Raw genomic sequence first — 18786 nt, forward strand, 5'->3', positions numbered from 1 at the left:
TATGAGTGAGGATACTGCATTACAAGCATTATTTGACGGTACGTTACGCAATTCTTCTGGCAATGTGACTAATGCGTTGCTTGTGTACGGTGCGCCGAATACTGGTAAAACGCAGTTTGCTGTGCGCGCAGCAATTTCCGGCTATAAGCGTTGGTCGCATAATGTTACTGCGATGGCTGTGCAAAATCGTGTTCTTGCTTCAAAAATTGACAATATTATTATTCGTCAAATTGGTGTAAGTAAGCAGTCTCGTCCAGTTGGCACTTTGGCTTCTTTGGCTTTTAATATCATTTCTGCTTGCTGTAAGTTAAAGAATGAGCCTTCGCCTAAGCTGCTAAATGGTGCTGAGCAGGATTCTTTGCTTCGTAAAGTTTTGCGCGCACACATTGAGCATGTTATGCGTGGAGATAATGGTGATTGCAATATATGCGCGCTTTTTAAGGATTATTTTGAAACGTCTCAATGGGTTATTCCATTAACTTGCGCAGTTTCTAATACTTCCGCCACTTCCGCCACTTCCAACACTTCCAACACTTCCAACACTTCCGCCACTTCCGAGCCTTCTGCGCCTTTCGCAACTCAGGCTGCTCAAGCAACTTCTTCGTCTCCAGAATTTTTGGCAGATAGCTTCGATATTAACAACGCTTTTATGCATCAATTGCGCGATATGCTCGCGCGTTTAGATGAGCTTGGTATTAGCGATTTTGAAAGCGAAAATTCAGTTCTTCGCGCTCTTAGTGACGAGCAATCTTACGCCAATAATAGTGATATTTTACAAACGTCTGTGCTTATTAAACGTAGATTAACTCAATGGCGTTTGGCGTTTGCTTTGCGAGCTGAATATCGAAAAATAATTGTCGACACTTATAAATCTTCTTTCCGACTTGACGCTTCGCAACTGTTGGTTGAGGGTGCAAAATCTGCGCGCGAATTAGGCGAGCATGGTTTAGTAAACTCTTCTGAAATTCCGGCTCTTCTTGTAGTCGATGATTATCAAGATATTACTTTGGCTGGCTTGAGTTTTATTGAGACTTTGTCGAAGATTGGCACGCGTTTAGTTTTGCTTGCGAATCCGGATGAATCTGTGCAATCGTTTAGAGGAGCGTACCCGGATTATGCAATTTCTGCAGCTTTGAATGAGTTGAATGCTGCTGAGCAAACTTTAGAATATACGGGTTTTGCCGATTCTTGCGAAAATTCTTGCGAAAATTCTTCCGACAATTCTGCTGATTCTTCTAAAAATTATTCTGCAGATCCAACTTTTGCAAATTATACCCAAGCACCTTCGATGCGTGAATTACTCGCTTCACGCGTTTCTCTTTCGCTTACTTCGCAATATAAAACAGATGTTGCGCTCCCAAATCGCCCTTGGAAAATGCCAAAATTTGCAGGGTCCTTACCGATTGAGCCTATAGAAACCACACAAAATTCTCATCTAAACTCAGACGACACTGTTTTTACAGCGTTATATCGTTCACAGCGTGAGGAATTAGATGCTGTTATTTGGCAAATGAAGCAATCTCACGTAAATAATAAGCGCAAGTGGAGCGATATGGCGTTAATTGCGCACGACAATTCCACGGTTCGTCTTTTTGGCGAGCAACTTCGCGCTTCTGGAGTTCCTGTGCGATACTCGTTAGTAACTCGCCCATTAAAAGATGAGCCGTTTGTGCAAGGTTTATTTGCGCTTATTGAACTTGCGCAATTTGCGCAGCACGGTTTTTCTGGAATTGTTGAGCAAGTAAAACATGGTAGAAGTTTGCAAAATTTGGCTTCGTGGGTGCGTTTGCGAGTTCAGAATATTATGGATAGTCCACTTTCCTCGATTACTAAGAGCGATTCTGGATTTTACGGTGATTTAGACGTTGAAATACCTGCGAAGTTATATTCTGTAGACTCGCTTATGCGTTCTCTTTCCTCTCTTTCGGCTGTTTTAATTGAGAAAAATTGTGAAAATAACAAGAGCTTTGAATCTAATGTGCCTTTGCGAAATCTTGTTCATAACTGGGATTTGTTGCAAAATTCGCTTCATAATGCGCAAAGCAAAGCGTACTTTGAATCTCAAATTTTGGTTGATAATAGTCGTATTGATGGCAGTTCAAATGAGCTTATGCCATTGTCTCTTGATGCGTGCTATTTGCTTTGTGTAGCAGATGTTGCACGTTTTATAGATGATGATTCTAATGTTCGTAATGATTCTACAGTGTTGCAAATATTGCAGAATATGGCACCTCGAAATCCGCACGTTGCATCTTTTGTAAAACTGTGGAAAAACGTGCAAATTCTCGCTTCTCGTATGCACAATAATCCTGATTTGAGTAGTGCTCAATACGCTCTTGGTGAGGCTTGGAATATTTGTCATGTTGCTGAGCGTTGGCAGCGTATGTCTTTACAACATAATTCGGAAGGTTATCGAGCTAACGATCGCTTGGATGCTGCAATGCGTCTTTTTGATTACGTTTCTTCATATGTTTCTTCTGATATCTCGTCAATGAATACGTTTGACGATACTTTTAAACAAGAAAATATTGTAAGTATTGCAGATTTTATAGCTCAAGTTCGTGGCATGGAAATTGAAGCTGATTCTCTTGCTAAAGTAGCGCCTGTTCCAGATGCTGTAACGCTTACTACTCCTGCTGGTTCTGTTGGAAAACATTGGAATCTTGTGTGGATGCCTACTTTGCAACAACGTGTGTGGCCAAATCTTGCTTCTCGTAGCACTATGTTTGGCGCAGAAAGTTTAGCGAATATTATTTTGCATTCTAAAATTTCTGCTTCTAAATTGACTGTGAATGCGTCACTTCTTTCAAATAATGATAAATCTGCAGTTTTTGCCTCGGAACAGCGCAGTTTTTTGTTAGCTATTACGCGCGCAACAGAGCGTTTGTATATAAGCGCGCAATATAGCGATAGTGCTGTGCCAAGCGACTTTCTTTATTATTATTTGCCTGAAAGATACTACAATAGTGAAAATTCGCGCACGCCTTTTACGGAATTTACTACGCCTTTTGCTGGTTTAGATATGGATGTTCGTGGACTAGTGTGTGCTGCTCGTTCGCAAATTTTGCGTGCTTCTTCTATGAAAGAAGAGTTTGGGAATAATGTAGGTAATGCAGGTAGTGCAGGTAATGCAGGTAGTGCAAGTAGTGCAGATAGTTCCGATAGTGCAAGTAGTTCCGATAGTGAGAATAGTAAGTCTAGAAATGCGATTATTGATGCTGCTCAAACGTTGCAATTACTTAAAGAAAATGGAGTATTTTGCGCTGATCCTTTTGAGTGGGATTTTATGAGCGATGTCGATGACTATGTTGATGAGAAATCTTCTGTTGAAAAAGATAATGAAAAAAATAATGAAAAATACAATGAAAAAGCTAGCTCTGCTAAAAAAACTAACTCTGTTGTAAGCTTGTCTCCTTCAGCTGTAGACAGTTTGTGGGCATGCCCTGTGTGTGGATTGGTAAATCGTCAGCTTTTAGGCCCTCAACCCGGCAGTGCAGCAACGTATTTTGGCACGCTAATTCACGAAACTGCAAGGTGGGCAAGCGAAAATCAGCATTACGATATGCCGGAAACTAAGGTTGATGAAACCGAAGTTGATGAAACTGAAGCGACGAATAATTCAGCCGACTATTCGCCTTACTCTCCGCTTGTGCGCCGCAGTAACGCAATCGCAAATCTTATGGAAAAGTATTACTTAAGTATTGCGCCTGAACTTGCAGATATTCGAGATAGTAAGGAGCATTATTCGGCTCTTGCGCGTGAGAAGAATATTAAACGTGCGTTACATGCAATTGCGCAATATTTTGTCACTTCTTACGATCAATCAACATACGCTCTTAACTCAAAAAAGTCAGAAAACGGCATATTAGAATCTCTTACAAAAAGCGAAAAATCTTTAGAAAGTAGCATAGGCAGATTGCAACAAGCGTATTGCGAATTGCAAACAAGCGCGCATTTTGGATTTAATGATATTGCTCGCGTATTGAACAATACTTTTAAGAATGCAAATTTGCAAACCGTTACTACGCATGACTGCTACGAATTGATGGGTGCTTTAGTTGGAGGATGGCCGGATGGTGCAAGTGAAGATATGCAAGTACATATTCACGGTCGAATTGATCGCATGGAAAAGCGCATCAATTCAGATGGTTCCGAGCATATTCGCTTACTGGACTACAAAACAGGAAAGCCTTTAACAGCAAGCGGAGTTTTTAACGATTTGCAGCTAGTTTGCTACCAGCTTGCTTTACTTTTTTCTGATGAGAATCCGCTTATTGATGCATCGAATGCGCCGATTATTTCGCGAAGTATTCTATTTCACGTTGCTAAGAACGATTATCCTGCTCAAGATCATAACGTTGCTGAAAACGTGTATCAGCCGCCGCTTTGCGTAAAAAATGCTTTAAATAATAATCCGCTTGAGCTACGAGTTGGATTCAAAAATATGGCAAGATTGTTAGATTGTCCGCAGCTTGACGATATTGCGAAGAATTGCCCAGAAAATGTAAGCGAAAGCGCTTGGCAGTCGTTTACATCATTAAATCAAAGCGCAAAATGGTCTCTTACTATGATTTCGCGCGTTTGCTATGCTGCTGCGGCAGTCCGTTCGCATAAGATTATTGCGCACCCAACTTCTGAACACTTGAAGTATTGCAATGGAAAACAAGTATGCCCAGCATGCGCAGGTTGTATAGACACTGTATATGAGGTGCTGTAGTTATGATTGATAAAACAAATAAGCAATTTACTCGTAAGAACACCGATAGCGCGGAGCAAGCTGCAGCAATTCAAGCGCCAACAAATAAGAACATGATTATTGTTGCAGGAGCTGGAAGTGGCAAAACGTATACGATGACTCGTCGCGTTATCGACCTTATTGAGCGCGGAGTTGCTCCTGAAAGTATTTTGGGTTTGACTTTTACTAATAAAGCAGCTTCTGAGCTGCTTGCAAGAGTTGCTCAAGCTGTAAGTCAGCATAGTAGCGAAATAAATAAGCTTATCAATAATGGAAATTCTGCATCTTCAAGTGGCTTTTTGAAGCCAGAAGTAATGACATACGATGCCTTTTTCCAGTCAATTGTGCGCCAATATGGTTTGCTCGTTGGATTTGATCAAAATACGCAACCTTTAAGCGATGCAGGTGCGCGCGAATTAATAAAACCTCTAGTAAACGATTATGTTACTAATCATGCGGAAGTGCTGTCTTGGTATAGTTTTGATGCACTTATTGACGACGTGCTTGCGCTCGCAGCAGATATTTCATGCTCGATGATTGGCGTAAATAGCAGGGGAGAGTCTATAGATAGCACGTCTAAAGCTGTTCTAGAAATTCAAAAGTGGAATAACGCTTGGATTGAACATTTGCAAAAAGCAATTAATTGCGCTGAAACTACTGAAATAATTGCAAAAAAGCCTAGCTCTATTAAATTGCGTCGCGGAAAAAACGATTCAGATGAAAAATATTTCGAAAAGTGCGAAAATTACGGAAAAGAATACGTAGAATACCTGAATATTACATTAAAAAATAAGTGTTATGAATCTTGTAATAACTTGCTTGAAGCTGCTGAGAAGCGCAATGCATTACTTGAATTAGTTTTGGCTTTTGATGCAGCAAAGCAGCGTGCAAATATGGCGCAATTTAGCGATTTTACTATTGCTGCATACCGTTTGGTGACGCATTTTCCTTCTATTGCAGAGCAGTATCGCCGCCAATACAGCCAAGTTTTGCTTGACGAATATCAAGATACTTCTACAACTCAAGCAATGCTGATTGCAACGCTGTTTCATAAAAAAGCTAGCGGTGTGGAAGAAGCTAGCGGTGTTGAGGAAGCTAGCGTTGATGCGAAAGATAACGTTGCTGCGAAAACTAGCGAAAATCAAGACTTTTTAACTACTCAACAAACGCATATTGCTGCAGTAGGTGATCCGTTCCAAGCTATTTACTCGTTTAGAGGAGCTAGTTCCGGAGCTTTCAGAAAGCTTGAGCAAGCACTAAATATTGACCAATCAAGTGAGTTTTCTCTTACTAGAACGCGACGCAATTCGCGACTTATTTTAAAAGCTGCAAATTCTATTACGAAACCTTTGCGAGTGCCTGCGCTTCGTCATAGTAGCTCACTTGCTACAGAAGTAGAAGTGAAGAACTTGCAATACTTAGATAATGCGCCAAAAGGTACTTTTAGTGTGTTAAATATGCCTACGCAATATCAAGAAGTAGAAGCCGTTGTGCGTTTTGTAAAATATGTAAAACATAATGCGCTGTCTCAAAACGACGATACTAATTCTGCATCTGCTAGAGTTGCAGTTCTTTTCCGTAGCAAAAATAATATTCCGTTATATGAAGAAGCATTACAAAAAGCAGGTTTGCGCACTCTTACTGTTGGGTATTCTGCATTGCTTGAAAAACCAGAAATTCGAGATGTTTTAGCTCTTCTTTCTGTTGTTGCAGATCACACAAATACTCAAGCTTTGATGAGATTGCTTGCAACTCCTCGTTTTGCGCTTAATACTGACGATTTGACTGCTATAGCTAATATTGCAACATCAAAGAATATCGAATATGTTTTTCGTGCTTTAGTGCAAGCAGGTTTAGTAGACGCTGAAACTCCTCGCTCTAAGTGGTCGCAAGTTGTTCGAGAACAGCAATCTCAAGCTTCGCAAACCAATAGTATTCATGGTGGAGTTTTTGTGGCGGATGTTTTGCTTGAAGCATACGAAACTCAACTAAGCGAAGAAGCAAAAAATAACGACAATAACGACAATAATTTGCTTTCTGATCTAAAAAATAATTTAAGCTCTAAAGCTTATGTAGCAGTGTTAAGAATAGGGCAAATGATTCATGCAATACAACGTGCTCAATCTGGCTCTTTACAAGATATTATGCGCGTTGCTGTAGAAACGCTTAACGTTGATATTGACGTTGCGCTATCTCGTGCGCTTATGAATGATACTTCCTCTAATGCAACGCTTCTTGACGATATGCACTCTACTGTCGATTCTATTTGTCTACTAGCAGACGCGTATTTGCAAGAAATGAGCGATTTTACAACTCCTACTTTGCATGGGTTTATGTCTTGGATTTTCAATATAGACAAGATTAACGATCAACCTTCTTCAGTGGATGAACCTGCGGATGTCGTATTGATGACTATTCACCAATCGAAAGGTTTGGAATGGCCTGCTGTAGCGATAGTTGGGCTTAATGAAGGCGCGTTCCCAAGTAATCAAGGCGATAATTTGCGCGTAATAGCAACGCAACAAAGTGGCGTGTACAGTGAAAGGGCATATGCAACGCTCGAAGTTGCTTCAAAAGTGCCTGTTTCTATGAGAGTGGATGCAAACATATTGCCAAGATTCCCTCACGATGTTGATCTTGAAACTAGCATGGAACCTCAAAAATCTTTGAAAAATATGTTAACTGTGGACGATATCGACGCAGAAGTTTATGGATCAAGAGCTAGAGAAATGTTTGATTTGGCAGAAAAGTTCCATGAGCATGAGCAGGCTCCAGTAGAAGCGATTCCTTCAGAAGCTAGCAAAGTGTATGACGCTGTGATGAAAACTGGCACATTGCCTCTTTCGCAAGTCGAGGAGCGCGGGCGCGCTTTGCATATTGACGAGCGTCATCTTATGTATGTTGCTTTGACGCGTGCTAAATTCGCAGCATTGCTCACTTGCAGCCAGTCTAATGCTATGAGCGTTGTTGAGAATAAAGAAAATTTTGTCAATAGTGCAGCTTCTTCTGTAGATGAATCTTCAAATATTTCAACTTCTAGAGTTAAAAAACCTTCTGTTTTTTGGCAAGAAATGTATGATTCAATGCGCGAATCTGAAGAATCTCCGGTTCAGGTCACAGCTAGTCTTTCTGATTCTTCAAATCAAGTAGGTTATGTTGTAGGGGAGTCAGCTTCGCAACTTGCGCAATTATTTAGCGAGGAAAGCTCTATTCCAACTGAAGATAATAAGAAGCAATTATCTTGGCCGAGTGCATCTAGTGAAGCTATACGTAGTGTATTGCAAAAATCTGCGCAAGACGTTGTAAATTCAAAAATTAGTAATCAAGTTTCTGGTATTTCAAAAGATAATTCTTTGCTTTACAAAGCTCAAGCTTTGCTACAAGATGCGGATTTAATGCCGAAAATTGATTGGTATCGCAACATTCAAGAGTTAAAAAACAGAGCAGAGCAGCTTTCTAATGTTGAAAATGTCAATGTGACTGCTGTGCAAAGGCGCGCTATGTTTCGTAATGATTATTCGCGCGCGAATGAAGATTTTGATGATGCGGATGCTAAGCGTTTACGAAAGGAATGGATGGCAATTATTCGCCCTATTCCTAGTGTTTCTTCGCCTGCTTCTGATTTGGGAACTCGTTTTCATGCTTGGGCTGAACAGTTTGTAAAAGCTGGTTGCGTGAATAAAAATTCTATTCAGTATGACGTTGATGAGAACGTTGGCGAGAATGTTGGCGAGAATGTTGATGAGAACGTTGCTGAGAACGTTGCTGAGAACGTTGCTGGAACTTGCGAGAATATTTCGCAAAATGCAAAATCTTCGGAGCGCAAATTGTTGATATGGAAGCAGCGTTTAATGACATCAAAATGGGCGCATCGCCGTCCTATAGCAGCAGAGCAGCCGATTGTAGCTCATGTTCCAGAATTAGGCGATCAAATTATTAATGGCAAAATCGACGCAATATTCGCAGGTGGTTTAAATCCAGAAGATCCAAGCAAATTGTACACGATAGTTGATTGGAAAACCGGAAGAAAACCAACCAATCCACAAGATATTGCGCTTAAACTTGGTCAGCTTGACTGGTATCGTCTGCTTTTGTCTCTTATGACTAAGGTTCCGCTTGATGCTATCGATGCCACCCTTTATTATGTGAACATATCGGATGAATGTGAACGGGAAATTCATGCCGAGCAAAAAACGAAAGATGAGATCCTTGCCGAGTTACACTCTGACACGTTAATCTCCCTCGATGATGATGACGCATAAACGAATTATGAAGTAAGGAAGAACCATGACTGTTGAATTTCGTTCTGTAAAACTCAGCGATATTGATGCAATGGTTAAAGAATATGAACGTACTTGGGGTATTGCGCACGAAGTTGGGAAAGATGCTTCGTTAAGTCTTTCTCGAAGATCTGTGTTGCATTACTTGGAACCTTCAACGCATGGTACTATTGCTGAAATAGACGGTAAGTTTATGGGTCTGCTTTTGGCGCGAGTTTTTGACGCACCTGTTTTATTTCCAGAAGTAGAAAGAATGCTTCGCGAGCAAGAAGCCGCAATGAAAGAAAATTGTGACAAAAACTATGCTCTCGCTTTAGAAGAAGCGTATGGCATGCGCGCGTTGGAAACTAAACTTGAAGCGAAATCTCATATCAATAATTTAACTCAAGCGGAATTGGAGCTTTTCCTTGTATCTCCGGATGCTCGTGGGCATGGTGTCGGTGGAGGCTTGTGGAAGCGAACAATGCATATGCTAAGAAATAACGGAGTAAATCGTTACTATTTGCATACTGATTCAGCGTGTGACGTAAGCTTTTATGATTATCACGGGCTTAGAAGAGATGCTTCTTTTATGCGCTCGGATCATCCTTATGAAGCTAAGAACGTGAAGTCTTTGGTGGATGACTTGTACATTTACTCAGGTGAGCCGAGAGTTCGTTCAAAGCAAGCAAATGCTCGTTCTAAAACGCGCTAATAAAAAATATGCAAATGTATAACGTGTGTGACTTGCTTAACAAAAGGAGCAAAGAAATATATGTCGTCGCAAACGGCAACTAAGAAAGCATCGGTATTTTCTCAATATTCTAGATTATTTTCATTTAATGGAGCTAAAGCGTTTTGTATAGCAGGCGCGATTGCGCGTTTGCCAATGTCTATGATTGCGTTGGGGATTGTTCTTGCATTAAACCATTTGTATAACAATTGGACTGTTGCTGGAGCAATGTCTGCGTCGTATGTGCTTGCACAGGCTGCGGTAACTCCTGTGTATGCTAAGCTTTTCGACCGTTTTGGTCAGCGTAAAGTTGGGGTTATTGCGCTAAGTGCTCAAGTAATCGCTATGATTTCTTTTGCATTTGCAGCTTTATTTAAGGTTCCTCTTGTTTTGCTTTTTGTGCTAGCGATTGTGATGGGCGTAACTCAGTTTGCTTTTGGCGCGTTGGTGCGTACTCGTTGGGCTTATACATTGCGTGCAGAAGATGACGATTCTTTATTAAACGTTGCTTATGCGTTGGAATCTGGTATCGATGAAATTGTGTTTATATTAGGACCTATTTTAGCTGCGTGGTTAGCAACTTCTGTGCATCCTGTTTCGCAATTATTTGTGCCAGTAGTTGCAAGTGGATTGGGAGGAGCTTGGTTCTTTTCTCTAAAAAATACTCAACCTGCTGTGCTTAAAGTAGTGGAAGTTCCAACTGCTGCAGCTGAAGACGTTGATGTATTAATCGCTTCTCAAAAAGAAGATGAAATTTCTAAAGATTATGCGGAATCTCAAAAGCAAGAAGCGAAACGTTCATTTGCAGACAAATTTAGTCTTAAGCAATTGCACAATCATCACTCAAAAAAGCGCGGCAAAAACGTGCTGCTTTACCGCGGTATTATCCCGCTTGTGCTCATGTTTGTTGTGTTTAATATGAGTTTTAGTGCATTTGACGTGTCTGTAACAGCTGCAATGAAAGCTCAAGGGCTTGATCATTTTATCGGTATGCAGTTGGCATTGTTTGCATGCGGTTCGCTTGTGGGAGCGATTATTTTTGGATCGCATAAATTCCGCGGTTCTAATTGGTCGCATCTGATTGTGTTTTTGACTGGTTTAACTGTCGGATTTGTGCTTATGAGTCTTAATATTGACAGACTTATGCTTATGAGCGTTTTTGAAGTGCTTTCCGGCTTATGCGTTTCGCCAATTTTCGCAACTGGAAATCTTATCGTTAAAGCAACTGTTCCTGAAGAATCGCTTACGGAAGGTCTTTCATGGCTACCAACTGCGTCTGCTGTTGGCTGTTCTTTAGGCTCGATGGCTGCTGGAGCTGCAATCGACTCGTGGAGTGCTCACGCTGGCATGATGGTTCCGTGGATTTCAACACTGGCAGCTATACCTATCGCAACGTTCGGCTGGTTTATTGTAATGGTGCTTAAAAAGCGACATTAACTGCGCACGTGTGTAAAGTTTCTGCCGTTTTTTCGCGCGTATCCGACCGAAATTTTACGGCTGCGTAAAGTTTCTGCCGTTTTTTGGCGGTTTCGCGACTTTTTCTTTACACTCACGTAAAGTTTCTGCCGTTTTTTCGCTTTAATCCGACCGAAACTTTACAGCTGTGTAAAGTTTCTGCCGTTTCAGTTACAAAAGCTGAGTTGAGTCCTAACGGTACACTAGAAAGAAGTGCGCAATATCGCAAGATGTAGTGAGATGAATATGAAAACAGAATATGATGAACGTACTGAGGAAATTCTTGCTGAAGTAGTACGCGATGCGTTGCAATCTGACGCTGATAATATGCGTTCTCTTAATAACCAAGAATCTTCTGCGTCGTCTAAACAAATTCGACAATCGGTGAAAAAAGTGAATAAAAAAATGTCTTCTGATACTTCAACTAAATCAGTATCTACTAAAGATGTAAAAACTGCTAAAACTAAATCAACTAAAAAAGCTAAATTCAACAAAGAAACTAAAACAGAAAACGCAAAGTCATCAACTCGTAGAACAGGAAATGTTCTTCCTCCTGTAGTTAACGATCAAAGAGAAGGTGCTCTTATTGCGCCGCCAAAGTATCGTAAAGGATCAATGCGAATCGTACCGCTTGGCGGTTTGGGTGAAATCGGCCGCAATATGAACGTAATTGAATATAACGGTCATATTTTGCTTATCGATTGCGGTGTGCTATTTCCGGAAGAAGAGCAGCCAGGCGTTGATTTGATTCTCCCAGATTTTCACTACATTCAGGATCGTTTAGACAAAGTTGAGGCATTGGTTTTAACGCACGGTCACGAAGATCATATCGGTGGCGTGCCTTACCTTCTTAAAATGCGTCCCGACATTCCGTTAATTGGTTCAAAACTAACTCTTGCTTTTGTGGAAGCTAAGTGCAAAGAGCATCATATTGATCCGGAGCTTATTCGCGTAGAAGGTCGCGATAAGATGAAAGTCGGTCCGTTTAACCTTGAATTTATTACTGTTACGCATTCTATTCCGGATGCGCTCGCTGTGTGCGTAAAAACTCCAGCCGGAACGCTTATTGATACTGGAGATATTAAGCTTGACCAGCTTCCTCTTGATCATCGCATTACTGATTTAGTTGAGTTCGGGCGTTTAGGTGAGCAAGGCATAGATTTGCTTATGGCTGATTCCACTAATGCTGAAGTTCCGGGATTTGTGAAGCCTGAAACTTCGATTGGTCCGGCTTTGGATCGCGCTTTTGCTGAAGCTACGCGCAAAATTATTGTTGCTAGCTTCTCAAGTCACGTTCATCGCGTGCAGCAAGTGGTTGACGCTGCGCATAAGTTTGGGCGCAAAGTTGTGTTCGTCGGGCGCTCGATGGTTCGCAATATGTCAATTGCTGCGGATTTAGGCTACCTGCATATTCCTGAAAATACTGTTGTTGACTTAAAGCAGGCGAAGGATATTCAGGATGACAAGCTCGTTTACATGTGCACTGGTTCACAAGGCGAGCCTATGGCTGCACTTGGGCGTATTGCAGATGGCAGCCACCGAGATATTACAGTTAACGAATTCGATACTGTTATTCTTGCAAGTTCGCTTATTCCAGGCAATGAGCATGAGGTTTACAAAGTTATTAACAAGCTTGTGCAGTTGGGTGCGCGCGTAATCAACAAAGATAATGCTGCTATTCACGTGTCTGGTCATTGCAATGAAGGAGAGTTGCTGTACTTGTACAACATTGTGAAGCCAAAGTGCGCTATGCCAATTCACGGTGAGCATCGTCACTTGGTTGCAAACGGATTAATTGCAGTAAAAACTGGCGTTGATCCAAATAACGTTGTGCTTGCTGAAGACGGCGATGTTGTGGATTTGTATCATGGCAATGCTGCAGTTGTTGGTTCTGTGCCATGCGGTTACGTGTATGTTGATGGTGATTCTGTTGGTGAGCTTACAGATGAAGAGCTTGAAAAGCGCAGGATTTTGGGTACGGAAGGTTTCGTTTCGAGCTTTGTTGTAGTTGATACAGAGCACGCTGACGTTGTTTCTGGTCCAAAGATTTTCTTGAATGCTGTTGCTGAAGACGAGGCTGATTTTGAGAAGGTTCGTCATCAAATTGTTGAACAGTTGCAAGATGCTATGATGCGCGGCGAGCACGATACTTATAAATTGCAGCAAATTATGCGACGCACGTTGGGCAGTTGGGTGGCTCGCGCTTTGCGCAGGAAGCCTATGCTCGTGCCGGTAGTTGCGGATATTGCAAATAATAATCAAGAATAATAAAGAATAATGAAATATAATTAAAAATAAGAAAAATATTCGCAATTATTCGTAAATAGCTGAAAATAATCGTAAATATAATTAAAAATAAGAAAAAATAAGGAAGGTACAAAATATGCCAGGAGCAAATCTTACTCGCGTAGAAGCTCAAGAGCGTTTCGACGCTATCCAAATGCCAATTCATTACGATGTTGCGCTCGATTTAGGAAAGGGCGGACGCGATTTTACTTCGCGCACAAAGATTGAGTTTGACGCTAAAGCTGGTAGTGCAAGCTTCCTCGATTTGATTGCAAATAGCGTAGAATCCGTAGTATTAAACGGCACTGCTCTTGACGTTTCTAAAGTTTTTGCAGACAGCCGAATTGAGCTCGCAAATTTGCTTGAGCATAATACCGTAGAAGTTGTAGCAAACTGCCAGTATTCCAACACGGGCGAGGGTTTGCACAGAAGCGTTGATCCTTCCGACGGAAACGTGTATTTGTATACTCAGTTCGAAGTGCCAGATGCTCGCCGCGTTTATGCTGTGTTTGATCAGCCGGATTTAAAGGCTGTTTTTGACTTTACGGTAGACGCTCCAGAAAGCTGGATCGTTACTTCCAACATGCCAGTTAAGAGCGAAACTACGATTGAAGACCGCGAGACTGAAGCCGGCACTTTGGAAAATGGTGCTGTAGAAGGCATGAAGCGCTGGGTATTCGAGTCAACTCCAAAAATGAGCTCCTACTTAACTGCTATTTGCGCAGGCCCTTACGCCGAATGGCACACAACTTACAACAACGAAGACGGTCGCGTAGTTCCAATGGCAATGTACTGCCGTCAGGCACTTAAAGACGCTTTTGCTAAAGACGTTGACTACTTGTTCGATATTACGAAGAAGGGCTTTGCTTTCTACGCTAAGACTTGGGGAGTGCCATATCCGTACGCAAAGTACGATCAGATTTACGTGCCAGAATACAACGCTGGAGCTATGGAAAACATTGGTATGGTTACGATTCGCGACCAGTACGTGTTTGAATCCAAGGTTACGGACGCTTATGCTGAGCGCCGCGTTGTAACAGTTTTGCACGAGCTTGCACACATGTGGTTTGGCGACTACGTAACTATGAAGTGGTGGAATGATTTATGGCTTAACGAATCTTTCGCAGAATTCACTTCTACTCTTGCAACTGCTGAAGCAACCGAATGGCACGACGCTTGGAGCACTTTCAATTCCGGCGAAAAAAGCTGGGCGCTTAATCAAGATCAGCTTCCAACAACGCACCCAATCGTGGCTCCAATCAACGATTTGAACGACACTTCCGTCAACTTCGATGGCATCACCTACGCAAAGGGTGCTTCCGTATTAAAGCAACTCGTAGCGTACGTTGGTCGCGAAAAGTTCTTTGAAGGAATCCACAACTATTTGAGCAAGCACGCATACAGCAACGCAACTTTGGCTGATTTGTTGCACGAATTAGAGCTTACAAGCGGACGCGATCTTAAGGCTTGGAGTGCGCAATGGCTTGAAAAGGCTGGAATTAACACTATTTCTACTGAAGTAGAAGAAGCAGGTGACGGCACTATTGCTTCTTTGCGTTTGCGTCAGAGCGCGCCTGCTGAGCATCCTGTTCTTCGCGCACACCGTTTGGCTGTTGGATTCTACAATGTAGACGAAGCAACTGGCGAAATTAAGCGCACGAAGCGAATCGAACTTGACGTTGACGGCGAAGTGACGGAAGTTGTTGAAGCGCGCGGCGAAAAAATGCCAGCGCTTATTCTTGTAAACGACGACGACTTGACTTACACAAAGCTACGTTTCGACGACAAGTCGCTTGAGTTTGCTGCCGAAAACCTGTACCGTTTCAAGGATTCTTTGACTCGCTCGCTTATTTGGCTCGCGTTGTGGGACATGACTCGCGACGCAGAATTCCCAGCAGAATGCTTCGTGGAGCTCAGCCTTAAAGCTTTGGCAACTGAGCGCGAATCAACTACTTTCCGCTATGCTCTTGGTCAAGTAAAGGTAACTGCAAGCCACTACGTGGTTCCAGAGCGTCAAGCAGAAGTCGCAAAGCATGTTGCTCACGAACTCTGGCAGTTGGCTTTGGCAGCTTCGGCTGGTTCCGACGAGCAATTCCAGCTCGTTAAGGCTTATCTTGGATACGGCGAAGTTGGAGATGCTGAGTTCTTGCGCGTAGCTAACGGATTGCTTGACGGTTCCGTGAGCTTGGAAGGTTTGGAAATCGACAACGACTTACGCTGGAGCATTCTTATTGCGCTCGCAGGTGTGAACGCTTTGGATGAAGCTGGAATTGACGCGGAACTTAAAAAGCGTGATACTACTGAGAATCGCGAATACGCTTACCAAGCTCGTGCAGCTCGCTCAACTGCAGAAGCTAAGGATTGGGCTTTCGAACAGGCTTTGCGCAATCTCGATTTGACTAATATGCAAATGGGAGCTGTGGTTGCTGGCTTTGCAAGCACAGCTAAAGGCGATTTGGTTAAGCCTTATGTTGAGCGCTACTTTGCTGAAGTAGAGTGGATTTGGAAGAATCGCACTTTCCACATGGCTGAGGCTTTGATCGAAGGCTTGTATCCAACTTATGCGGATGTAGACGAGTTAGTTGAGCGCGGACAGCTCTGGCTTGATGAGCATAAGGATGCGGATCAGGCTTTGCGTCGCATGGTGCTTGGCGGTCTCGATTCTTCTCGCCGCACGCTTAAAGTGCAGCACTACAACGCTTCCTTGCGCTAAATTTCGGACATTGGTGCAGTACGTTTTCTGCGGCAGTGTCTCAAAGCAGTCAGAATGAGACACTAGTGCAGTTGCTAATCTGCGGCAGTGTCTCAAAACAGTCAGAATGAGACACTAGTGCAGAAAACGTACTGCACTAGGGTCTTTGTTTGGTGGTTTAACTCTCATTGGTTAGCTCGTTCAAAGCGCTAGCGCGTTATGTAATGCTACGAGTAAGATGGCAAACAGTGTGTGACGCGCTAGTATGCGATGTTGTTTGCTTGCGCGCAAGATGAAGTGATTTTTGCGAAAGAGGCTTTATTATGCCAAGAATGTTTGGTACTGATGGTGTGCGTGGATTAGCGAATCGAGATTTAACAGCGCAACTTGCGTTAGATTTAGGTGACGCTGCAGTGCGCGTTTTGGGAGATAAAAGCGCGGTTGCGTCTGCTGCAGAAGAAGCGCAATCAAATAGTTCTTCTCGTTCCGCTCACGCTCGTCGTCGCGCGCTTATTGGTAGAGATACCCGCGTTTCTGGCGATTTTCTAGCTTCTGCTCTCGCTGCTGGCATGAGTGCTGGCGGTTTTGATGTTATCGATGCTGGAATTATCCCAACTCCTGGCGTTGCTTTCCTTACTTCCGTGCTTAACGTTGAAATGGGTGCTGTTATTTCTGCATCGCATAATCCTATGCCAGATAACGGCATTAAATTCTTTGCGCGCGGAGGCTTTAAGCTTCCAGATAGCAAGGAAGATGAGATTGAAGCTGTGCTTGGTCAAGATTGGGAGCGTCCAACTGGTGCTGGTGTAGGTCGAGTCAGCCATGATACTACTACAGCAACAAACCTTTATATTGATCATTTAGTTTCTGCTGTTGCGCCTTTAAGTAACGCTTCTACTACGCGTCCAAAGCCGCTTGCAGGTTTGCGTGTTGTAGCAGATTGCGCGAATGGTGCTACTTCCGTTGTAGCTCCTGAGGCTCTTCGCCGCGCTGGTGCAGAAGTTGTAGTTATTAACGCATCTCCTGACGGCTACAACATTAACGATCATGCTGGCTCGACTCATCCTGAGCAGTTACAAGCTATGGTTAAAGCTTCAAAGGCTGATTTAGGTGTTGCGTTTGATGGCGACGCAGACCGCTGCTTGGCTGTCGATGAAAACGGCAATATGGTTAATGGCGATCAAATTATGGGTATTCTTGCTCGCGCTAAAAAGGCTGAAGGCAAGCTCAATCATGACACTCTTGTAGTTACAGTTATGAGCAATCTTGGCTTAAAGCTTGCGCTTAAGGATATGGGCATTTCAACAGTGCAAACAAACGTTGGCGATCGCTACGTTCTTGAAGAAATGCTCAAGCATGATTATTCACTCGGCGGCGAGCAGTCTGGTCACGTTATTAATCGCGAATTTGCTACAACCGGTGACGGTACGCTTACTGCTTTGACTTTGTGCCGTGAAGTTGTGCGTTCAGGCAAGAAACTTTCGCAAATGGCTGCAGACTTCCCACAGCTTCCGCAAGCTCTTGTAAATGTGCCAAATGTAGATAAAATGGCTTCCAAAACTAATGCAGCTGTGCTTGCAGCTGTTGAGAAAGAATCGAAGCTTCTTGGAGATACAGGTCGCGTGCTTTTGCGTCCTAGTGGCACAGAGCCGCTTGTGCGCGTTATGTGCGAGGCTGCAACTCAAACTCAGGCAGATGAGGTTTGCGCTCGTCTTGCTCAAGTTGTGGTCGATAATCTGAAGTTATAAGTTTGCTTATTTTTTGCGCCTGCTATTTGCTTACATTTCAGTCGGCTCTAGCAGTGCGCAAATAATTTTGATACACTTGTATCTTTAGTGCGGCTTTCAAATTCTGCTCGCGGCATGTAGATTTTGTAATTTTCGCGTTACTATGCGCGTTATTTAAACGGTGAAAAGGAGTCCTATGTTTACGCATCACGCAAGTGTTGATACTAAGCTCAGTCGCGCTGTTGAGCGCTTGCTTGATTCTGCTACAGAAGACGGTATTTTGCCGATTGTGCAGGCTGGTGAGCCTGTTTTGCGTCAGCGCACTGTGGCATATGACGGCCAGCTTACGCGTGCAACTCTTACTAAGCTAATTTCGTTAATGCACAGCACAATGCTGGAGGCTCCAGGCGTAGGTTTGGCTGCTCCGCAGATTGGTTTAGGTCTTGCGATTGCTGTTATTGAAGATCATGTTCGTGACGATGAAGACGATCCTCGAGACATTGCAGAGCTTCCGTTTAGAGCTATTATTAACCCTCACTACGAGCCGATTGGCACTCAAACCCGCAGTTTTTACGAAGGCTGCTTAAGCGTTTCCGGCTATCAGGCTGTTCGCCAGCGTTGGCTTGACGTTCAGGCAACTTGGCAAGATGAAGACGGCAAACAACATTCCGAACGTTTGCACGGCTGGCCTGCACGTATTTTCCAGCATGAAACGGATCATCTTCGCGGTGAACTTTATATTGATCGTGCAGAAATGCGTTCGCTTTCCACCGATGAGAATCTTGAGGATTATTGGGCAGATGAAGCAGTTCCAGTAGCTGCAGCTCGTACTTTGGGATTTGCTATCTAGGTTTTATTGCAAATTTGTTTATTAATTTAATTTAATTTTGCTTTTGATT

Annotated in this window: 8 protein-coding genes; all 8 read left to right on the forward strand. The window is 42.9% G+C overall.

Features of this window, described 5'->3' with window-relative positions:
• Position 1: 1 nt before the first annotated feature.
• The 8 genes from AC1EKT_RS00155 to AC1EKT_RS00190 all read left to right on the forward strand — a co-directional run bounded on the left by AC1EKT_RS00155 (position 2) and on the right by AC1EKT_RS00190 (position 18737).
• The gene (locus tag AC1EKT_RS00155; protein ID WP_481615828.1) at positions 2 to 4717 is read left to right on the forward strand and encodes a PD-(D/E)XK nuclease family protein; all 4716 of its coding nucleotides are present in this window, start codon (positions 2 to 4) and stop codon (positions 4715 to 4717) included.
• Between the two features lie 2 nt (positions 4718 to 4719).
• The gene (locus AC1EKT_RS00160; protein WP_481615829.1) at positions 4720 to 8997 is read left to right on the forward strand and encodes an ATP-dependent DNA helicase; all 4278 of its coding nucleotides are present in this window, start codon (positions 4720 to 4722) and stop codon (positions 8995 to 8997) included.
• A gap of 25 nt (positions 8998 to 9022) precedes the next feature.
• Positions 9023 to 9709: a GNAT family N-acetyltransferase gene (locus AC1EKT_RS00165; protein WP_481615830.1), complete on the forward strand. Its 687-nt coding sequence runs from the start codon at positions 9023 to 9025 to the stop codon at positions 9707 to 9709.
• Between the two features lie 60 nt (positions 9710 to 9769).
• Positions 9770 to 11164, forward strand: coding sequence for an MFS transporter (locus tag AC1EKT_RS00170; RefSeq protein ID WP_391495969.1), 1395 nt, complete (start codon positions 9770 to 9772; stop codon positions 11162 to 11164).
• A 258-nt stretch (positions 11165 to 11422) separates the two neighbouring features.
• Positions 11423 to 13450, forward strand: coding sequence for a ribonuclease J (locus AC1EKT_RS00175; RefSeq protein WP_481615831.1), 2028 nt, complete (start codon positions 11423 to 11425; stop codon positions 13448 to 13450).
• Between the two features lie 115 nt (positions 13451 to 13565).
• Positions 13566 to 16181 carry an aminopeptidase N gene (gene pepN, locus AC1EKT_RS00180; protein ID WP_481615832.1) on the forward strand — a complete coding sequence of 872 codons (2616 nt, stop codon included), beginning with the start codon at positions 13566 to 13568 and terminating at the stop codon, positions 16179 to 16181.
• 302 nt (positions 16182 to 16483) lie between these two features.
• Positions 16484 to 17908 carry a phosphoglucosamine mutase gene (gene glmM, locus AC1EKT_RS00185; protein ID WP_481615833.1) on the forward strand — a complete coding sequence of 475 codons (1425 nt, stop codon included), beginning with the start codon at positions 16484 to 16486 and terminating at the stop codon, positions 17906 to 17908.
• Between the two features lie 175 nt (positions 17909 to 18083).
• Positions 18084 to 18737 carry a peptide deformylase gene (locus tag AC1EKT_RS00190; RefSeq protein WP_004127356.1) on the forward strand — a complete coding sequence of 218 codons (654 nt, stop codon included), beginning with the start codon at positions 18084 to 18086 and terminating at the stop codon, positions 18735 to 18737.
• Positions 18738 to 18786: the final 49 nt, after the last annotated feature.

It is taken from the genome of Bifidobacterium sp. C0047B3, assembly GCF_056590535.1.